We start from the raw sequence: 1,301 nt of genomic DNA, 5'->3' as shown, positions 1-1,301 counted from the left end.
GTAAAGGACAGTCCGTGGCTGACCAGAAGATTTTCGCCGGGCCGCGCATCCGCCGCATCCGCAACGCCAAGGGCCTGACGCAGACGGCGATGGCCGAGGGTCTTGGCATTTCGCCCTCCTATCTCAATCTGATCGAGCGCAACCAGCGGCCGCTGACGGTGCAGCTGATCCTCAGACTGGCCTCCGTCTACAAGGTCGATCCGCACGAGCTGCAGGGCGAGGCGAGGGGGTCGGTCGCTGCCTTGAAGGAAGTGTTCACCGATCCCCTGCTGGTCGGCGAGTTGCCGGGAGATCAGGAACTGATCGAGCTTGCCGAGGCCGCGCCCAACGCGTCCGCGGCGGTGATAAAACTGTTCCGCGCCTATCGCGAGCAGGCCGAGCGCCTGTCCGACCTAAACGAGCTATTGGCGCGCGAAGGTCGGGCGACGGCGCTTTCCGGCCCCCGCCTGCCGATCGACGAGGTGCACGAGATTTTCGAGCGCCGGCCGAACCATTTCGCTGCCCTCGAGGGGGAGGCCGCGGCGTTCACCTCGGTGCTCGATCCCGGCGACGATCTGTTCGGCGCGCTGAAGGCCTGGCTGAAGCGCGAATATGGCATCGTGGTCAAGGTGCTGCCGGTCGCCACCATGCCGAACTGGCGCCGCCGTTATGATCGTCATTCGCAGCGCCTGTTCCTGTCCGAACGCCTGTCGCCGTTCGACCAGTTGCGCGAAGTCGCGATGGAGGCCTGCCTGATCCGCATGACGGTCGCGGTCGCCGGCGAGATCCAGGCGCTCAAGCTGAGCACCGACGAGGCGCGCCGCCTGGCCCGCTTCGAACTTGGCCGTTATGCGGCGCATGCGCTGATGATGCCCTATCAGGCCTTTCACGCGGCTGCCGTGCGCGCCCGCTATGACATCGATGTCCTGCGTTCGCGCTTCGGCGTCTCCTTCGAACAGGCAGCCAACCGGCTGACCATGCTGCAGCGGCAGGGTGCCTCGGGGGTGCCGTTCTTCATGCTGGAGGTCGACAATGCAGGCAACCGCTTCCGCAAGGCCGGCAGCCAGGGCTTTCCACAAAGCCGCTTTGGCGGCGGCTGTCCCAAGCTGCCCGTGCATGTTGCCTTCACCCAACCCGGCCAGGTCTTCGTCGAGGCAGTGGAAATGCCCGACGGCGCCGAGTTCCTGTGCATCGCCCGCACACTGGAAGGGCCGCAAGGCGCATTCTCGGAACGTCCGCGCCGCACCGCGCTGCTGCTCGGTTGCGACATCGGCTTTCGGGACGAGATCGTCTATGGCGCGGCATTGCCCGGTGCGGCAATC

Annotated in this window: 1 protein-coding gene; it reads left to right on the top strand. The window is 66.1% G+C overall.

Going from position 1 to position 1,301, the window contains the following annotated elements; genetic code table 11:
- Positions 1 to 14: 14 nt before the first annotated feature.
- On the top strand, positions 15 to 1,301 hold a 1,287-nt coding region (locus tag EN984_RS34975), incomplete at its 3' end, for a helix-turn-helix transcriptional regulator (protein WP_164765939.1).

It is taken from the genome of Mesorhizobium sp. M7A.F.Ca.CA.004.12.1.1 (genome assembly GCF_003997835.1).
Lineage (GTDB): Bacteria > Pseudomonadota > Alphaproteobacteria > Rhizobiales > Rhizobiaceae > Mesorhizobium.
The sequence above is the reverse complement of the archived record's forward strand: the minus strand, read 5'-3'. Positions and strand labels throughout refer to the sequence as shown.